The following is a 7,184-nucleotide window of genomic DNA, read 5'->3' as shown; positions in this document are numbered from 1 at the left end:
CGTCGTCGTCGTCCACGTCGTCGTCGTCCACGTCGTCGTCGTCCACGTCGTCGTCGTCCACGTCGTCGTCGTCCACGTCGTCGAGGTCGCCAAGCAGGTCGGTGACGTCCACACCGTCGAGCTCGTCGAGCCGCTCCGCCGCGTCCGTGGTCAGCTCATGGTCGGCATCCGCCGCCCGCGCGAACCAGTCCCGGGCCGCTGCGGGGTCCCCCGCCGCAAGCAGGGCGTCGGCGTAGGCGTAGTAGAGCCGGGCGGCCGACGGGCGATGTGGGCTGATCCTGCGGGCGAGGTCGCTGAGACCGGCAACGGCGGCGTCCGTCTGGCCCAGGTCACGTCGGATGCCGGAGACGACGATGGCGAGCTCGACGCGGTCGTCGATGGCCAGGCCCTTGGCCTCCTCGCTCTGGGCCAGCTCGAGCGCCTTGGTCTGCCGCCCGAGGGCTCGCTCGCAGTCGACCATGAGCGGTAGAAGATGGTTCGACCCGGACAAGCGGCGCACCGTGCGGAACTCTCCCAGCGCGCGCGCCCAGTCCCCGAGCCGGTACGCCACGAGTCCGAGGGCCTCACGAGCCGCAGGTACCCGGCCGGCCCGGCGCACGGCGGTCTCGGCGTGCGCCAGCGCGGCCTCTGGGTCCACGTCGAGCAGCTCCGCGACCATGACCAGATGCTGCGCCACGCCCTCGGCGTTCTCCTTCGACAGGGTGCGCAGCTGGCTCTTCACGCTGCGGTCGACCTCGTGGCCGGTGACGCCCTCGCGGATCGCAGGCTCTGGCTTGCGCGGCGACTTCGGCGTCAGACGCGGGCCGCCACGCCTCTCGGGCGCTCCCCCGCGGTCATCGCGCGCGCCACGCCCTCGGTCGTCGCGGCCGTACCCGCGACCCCGGTCGTCGCGCGAGTGGCCGCGGTCACGGTCGTCGCGCCCGTACCCCCGGCCCCGGTCGTCGCGCGAATATCCGCGGTCACGGTCGTCGCGCGAAGATCCCCGGCTCCGGTCGTCGCGCGAACCACCTCGCCGATCGTCGCGTCCGTACCCACCCGCACGGTCGTCGCGCGAGTAGCCGCGGTCGCGGTCGTCGCGCGAGTAGCCGCGGTCGCGGTCGTCACGTGAGTAGCCGCGGTCGCGGTCGTCACGTGAGTAGCCGCGGTCACGGCCATCGCGCGAGCCTCCCCGTCGGTCGTCCCCGCCGTAGCCACGGCCGCGGTCATCGCGACCCCCGCTGCGCTGGGTCCCATAGCGGTCAGCGCTGCCCGGTCGCTCGTCATAGCGGCCTTGCCGACCACCTCGGTCGCCCTGGCCGTCCCGATCGCGCCGATCCGGGTACGAGCCGCGCCCGCCGCTGCGGCCATCGCCGTGACCGCTGCCAGACGCGCGATCGCGTCGCTCACGCCGGTCGTCACCACGTTCATCCCTACCCGTCCCGCGATCCCCGCGGTCTCGGCCGTCGCCCTGCCGGTCGTAGTCTCTCGGCGGTCGTCCCGTCCGCGCACCACCTGAGCGTGATGCGCCGTAAGACGAGCCACCGGAGCGCGACGAACCCGACCTCGGTGCTCCCGACCGCGGTTCGCCAGAGCGCGATGAGCCGGACCCCGTGGAGCCGGGCTTCTTGGCACCGCCCCCGGGGCCTCCAGATCGGGAGCCGCTCGGGCGTGCCGTTCCGGACCCGTGGCCTGCGCCGCCCTTGCCGTTCCGCGCGCGGTCGTGCCCACGGGAACCGTCGTCGCTGCGTCCGCCTCGATCGCCGTTGCCGTCCTGGTCACTCATGACTGCATCCTTCCGCGCCGGGCATCGCCGGCGCCACCATCATCGCTCGGTGCACAAAAAAAGAGCGCCCCAGTCGGATCAATGAAGTTCCGTCTGGGGCGCTCTGACAAAGTGTGTCCGGCTGCGTCCTACTCTCCCACACCGTCACCAGTGCAGTACCATCGGCGCTGAAGGGCTTAGCTTCCGGGTTCGGAATGGAGCCGGGCGTTTCCCCTTCGCTATGACAGCCGAAACTCTATGGAGATATCAAATGTTGTGTGGGTGTGTCCCGTTTGTATCTCGGGAACTGCACAGTGGACGCGTAGCATCTTTGTTGTCAAGTTATCGGCTTATTAGTACCGGTCAGCTCCACACATTGCTGTGCTTCCACGTCCGGCCTATCAACCCAGTCGTCTAGCTGGGAGCCTCTCGCCCTCGCGGGCCTGGAAACCTCATCTTGAAACGTGCTTCCCGCTTAGATGCTTTCAGCGGTTATCACTTCCGAACGTAGCTAATCAGCGGTGCTCTTGGCAGAACAACTGACACACCAGAGGTTCGTCCATCCCGGTCCTCTCGTACTAGGGACAGCCTTTCTCAAGTTTCCTACGCGCACAGCGGATAGGGACCGAACTGTCTCACGACGTTCTAAACCCAGCTCGCGTACCGCTTTAATGGGCGAACAGCCCAACCCTTGGGACCTACTCCAGCCCCAGGATGCGACGAGCCGACATCGAGGTGCCAAACCATGCCGTCGATATGGACTCTTGGGCAAGATCAGCCTGTTATCCCCGGGGTACCTTTTATCCGTTGAGCGACGGCGCTTCCACAAGCCACCGCCGGATCACTAGTCCCGACTTTCGTCCCTGCTCGACATGTCTGTCTCACAGTCAAGCTCCCTTGTGCACTTACACTCAAAACCTGATTGCCAACCAGGCTGAGGGAACCTTTGGGCGCCTCCGTTACCTTTTAGGAGGCAACCGCCCCAGTTAAACTACCCACCAGGCACTGTCCCTGATCCGGATCACGGACCGAGGTTAGATATCCAGAACGACCAGAGTGGTATTTCAACGTTGACTCCACCATCACTGACGTGACGGCTTCACAGTCTCCCACCTATCCTACACAAGCCGTACCGAACACCAATACCAAGCTGTAGTAAAGGTCCCGGGGTCTTTCCGTCCTGCTGCGCGTAACGAGCATCTTTACTCGTAGTGCAATTTCGCCGAGTTCGTGGTTGAGACAGTGGAGAAGTCGTTACGCCATTCGTGCAGGTCGGAACTTACCCGACAAGGAATTTCGCTACCTTAGGATGGTTATAGTTACCACCGCCGTTTACTGGCGCTTAAGTTCTCAGCTTCGCACTTGCGTGCTAACCGGTCCCCTTAACGTTCCAGCACCGGGCAGGCGTCAGTCCGTATACATCGTCTTGCGACTTGGCACGGACCTGTGTTTTTAGTAAACAGTCGCTTCTCCCTGGTCTCTGCGGCCGATCACGCTCCCCCAGCAAGTGGGTTCACGATCAGGGCCCCCCTTCTCCCGAAGTTACGGGGGTATTTTGCCGAATTCCTTAACCACGATTCACTCGATCGCCTTGGTATTCTCTACCTAACCACCTGAGTCGGTTTGGGGTACGGGCGGCTCGAACCTCGCTAGAAGTTTTTCTCGGCAGCATAGGATCACCCTCTTCCCGCATTCGCGGTCACTGTCAGGTCTCAGGCTTGTATGAGATCCGGATTTGCCTGGATCTCGCCCTACACCCTTAGACGTGGACAACCATCGCCACGCGGCGGCTACCTTCCTGCGTCACTCCATCGCTTGACTACTACCCGGTCGGTTCGTGCGCTCCACACACCCGGTGACCCCGAAGGGTCAGTTGGGCGTGCTTCAGGCACTTAGCATCACGGGGTTCATCAGGGGCGGTTCTTCGCCGGTTCCGGAATATCAACCGGATGTCCATCGACTACGCCTGTCGGCCTCGCCTTAGGTCCCGACTTACCCAGGGCAGATTAGCTTGACCCTGGAACCCTTGGTTATTCGGCGGACGGGTTTCTCGCCCGTCATTCGCTACTCATGCCTGCATTCTCACTCGTGTAGCCTCCACGGCTGGATCACTCCGCCGCTTCCCTGGCAACACGACGCTCCCCTACCCATCAACACGCCTGGACACCGGACCCGCAGGTGCCGGTGCCGAGCAGTGTGTCAATGCCACAGCTTCGGTGGTGTGCTTGAGCCCCGCTACATTGTCGGCGCGGAATCACTTGACCAGTGAGCTATTACGCACTCTTTGAAGGGTGGCTGCTTCTAAGCCAACCTCCTGGTTGTCACAGCAACTCCACATCCTTTCCCACTTAGCACACGCTTAGGGACCTTAGCTGGTGATCTGGGCTGTTTCCCTCTCGACTACGGAGCTTATCCCCCGCAGTCTCACTGCCACGCTCTCACTTACCGGCATTCGGAGTTTGGCTAACGTCAGTAACCTGGTGAGGCCCATCGGCTATCCAGTAGCTCTACCTCCGGTAAGAAACACGTGACGCTGCACCTAAATGCATTTCGGGGAGAACCAGCTATCACGGAGTTTGATTGGCCTTTCACCCCTACCCACAGCTCATCCCCTCAGTTTTCAACCTAAGTGGGTTCGGTCCTCCACGCAGTCTTACCTGCGCTTCAACCTGGCCATGGGTAGATCACTCCGCTTCGGGTCTAGACCCAGCGACTATGACGCCCTATTCGGACTCGCTTTCGCTACGGCTTCCCCACACGGGTTAACCTCGCCACTGAGCACTAACTCGCAGGCTCATTCTTCAAAAGGCACGCTGTCACCCCACACCCCCAACGGGGGGAGGCTCCAACGGATTGTAGGCACACGGTTTCAGGATCTATTTCACTCCCCTCCCGGGGTACTTTTCACCTTTCCCTCACGGTACTTGTCCGCTATCGGTCACCAGGGAATATTTAGGCTTAGCAGGTGGTCCTGCCAGATTCACACGGGATTTCTCGGGCCCCGTGCTACTTGGGATCCCCACCGGGAGTCCACACCATTTCGTCTACGGGGGTCGCACCCTCTATGCCGAGCCATTCAATGCTCTTCGACTATGACGCAGATTTCTCACTCCCCACCGGCATGTCAGCACCGGTAAGCGGGTCCCACGACCCCGGACATGCAACGCCTGACAGCTATCACACACGCCCGGTTTAGCCTCATCCGCTTTCGCTCGCCACTACTCACGGAATCACTCTTGTTTTCTCTTCCTGTGGGTACTGAGATGTTTCACTTCCCCACGTTCCCTCCACACACCCTATATATTCAGGTGCGGGTGACTGGACTTGCCTCCAGCCGGGTTTCCCCATTCGGAAATCCTCGGATCACAGTCTGGTTATCGACTACCCGAGGCTTATCGCAGATTCCTACGTCCTTCTTCGGTTCCTGGTGCCAAGGCATCCACCGAGTGCCCTTAAAAACTTGGCCACAAAGATGCTCGCGTCCACTGTGAAGTTCTCAACATACAACCGGCACCCCCCACCCGGACCCGACACACGGTCGGACCAGCCAGAAGGCCCACACACTCAACCAGAAGAACCAACCAGCCCCAACCCCCCAGCAGAGACACCCCAGACGCCGGCCACCACACGGCCACCAGCGCCAGGACACCCCACAGAGAAGCCAGGACAAGCCCGATCCCTCAGGACCCAACAACGTGTCAAGCACCCCAACCCCACCACCACCACGTTCCACTGCTGAAACCCACACGCAAGGTGCAGACCAGCTTGTACTAGCGGCCAACGGCCGGGCACGGCGCCAACTAATCGATGTTCCACCCATGAGCACCCCCCACCAGACACTCGCCGGCAGCGGGGCTTAATGCTCCTTAGAAAGGAGGTGATCCAGCCGCACCTTCCGGTACGGCTACCTTGTTACGACTTAGTCCCAATCGCCAGTCCCACCTTCGACGGCTCCCCCCACAAGGGTTGGGCCACCGGCTTCGGGTGTTACCGACTTTCGTGACTTGACGGGCGGTGTGTACAAGGCCCGGGAACGTATTCACCGCAGCGTTGCTGATCTGCGATTACTAGCGACTCCGACTTCATGGGGTCGAGTTGCAGACCCCAATCCGAACTGAGACCGGTTTTTTGGGATTCGCTCCACCTCGCGGTTTCGCAGCCCTTTGTACCGGCCATTGTAGCATGCGTGAAGCCCAAGACATAAGGGGCATGATGATTTGACGTCATCCCCACCTTCCTCCGAGTTGACCCCGGCAGTCTCCTATGAGTCCCCACCATCACGTGCTGGCAACATAGAACGAGGGTTGCGCTCGTTGCGGGACTTAACCCAACATCTCACGACACGAGCTGACGACAACCATGCACCACCTGTACACCAGTCCGAAGAAGCACCCATCTCTGGATGTGTCCGGTGTATGTCAAGCCTTGGTAAGGTTCTTCGCGTTGCATCGAATTAATCCGCATGCTCCGCCGCTTGTGCGGGCCCCCGTCAATTCCTTTGAGTTTTAGCCTTGCGGCCGTACTCCCCAGGCGGGGCGCTTAATGCGTTAGCTGCGGCACGGAACTCGTGGAATGAGTCCCACACCTAGCGCCCAACGTTTACGGCATGGACTACCAGGGTATCTAATCCTGTTCGCTCCCCATGCTTTCGCTTCTCAGCGTCAGTAGTGGCCCAGAGACCTGCCTTCGCCATCGGTGTTCCTCCTGATATCTGCGCATTCCACCGCTACACCAGGAATTCCAGTCTCCCCTACCACACTCTAGCCTGCCCGTACCCACTGCAAGTCCGGAGTTGAGCCCCGGATTTTCACAGCAGACGCGACAAACCGCCTACAAGCTCTTTACGCCCAATAATTCCGGACAACGCTCGCACCCTACGTATTACCGCGGCTGCTGGCACGTAGTTAGCCGGTGCTTCTTCTGCAGGTACCGTCACTTCCGCTTCTTCCCTGCTGAAAGAGGTTTACAACCCGAAGGCCGTCATCCCTCACGCGGCGTCGCTGCATCAGGCTTTCGCCCATTGTGCAATATTCCCCACTGCTGCCTCCCGTAGGAGTCTGGGCCGTGTCTCAGTCCCAGTGTGGCCGGTCGCCCTCTCAGGCCGGCTACCCGTCGTCGCCTTGGTGAGCCACTACCTCACCAACAAGCTGATAGGCCGCGAGCCCATCCCAGACCGAAAAACTTTCCACCCCCAGCACATGCGTACAAGGGTCATATCCGGTATTAGCTCCGGTTTCCCGGGGTTATCCCAGAGTCTGGGGCAGGTTACTCACGTGTTACTCACCCGTTCGCCACTGATCCGACAAGGCAAGCCCTGTCATCACCGTTCGACTTGCATGTGTTAAGCACGCCGCCAGCGTTCGTCCTGAGCCAGGATCAAACTCTCCGTTGAAAACAAACACCCACGAAGGGTCAATCACTAGCCGAGCAAGAACACCAGCAA

The 7,184-nt window shown here is 61.3% G+C and carries 2 protein-coding genes and 3 rRNA genes; all 5 read right to left on the bottom strand.

All coding sequences use genetic code 11. The annotated features are described in order from the left end of the window. A partial coding sequence (locus ACYVLP_RS22770) for a tetratricopeptide repeat protein (protein WP_460629591.1) occupies positions 1 to 721 on the bottom strand: 721 nt, incomplete at its 3' end. Positions 722 to 792: 71 nt separating this feature from the next. After that, complete coding sequence (locus tag ACYVLP_RS22765; protein WP_460629590.1) at positions 793 to 1,488, bottom strand: hypothetical protein; 696 nt, start codon at positions 1,486 to 1,488, stop codon at positions 793 to 795. A gap of 389 nt (positions 1,489 to 1,877) precedes the next feature. Then, positions 1,878 to 1,994 (bottom strand): 5S ribosomal RNA (rrf, locus tag ACYVLP_RS22760). 80 nt (positions 1,995 to 2,074) lie between these two features. Beyond that, positions 2,075 to 5,207, bottom strand: a 23S ribosomal RNA gene (locus tag ACYVLP_RS22755). Between the two features lie 404 nt (positions 5,208 to 5,611). After that, positions 5,612 to 7,133: ribosomal RNA gene (locus ACYVLP_RS22750) — 16S ribosomal RNA — on the bottom strand. Together the 16S, 23S and 5S rRNA genes form the textbook arrangement of a ribosomal RNA operon. Positions 7,134 to 7,184: the final 51 nt, after the last annotated feature.

The sequence above is a fragment of the Intrasporangium mesophilum genome (assembly GCF_054783095.1).
Note: the sequence above shows the minus strand (reverse complement) of the source record. Positions and strands in the feature narration are given on the sequence as shown.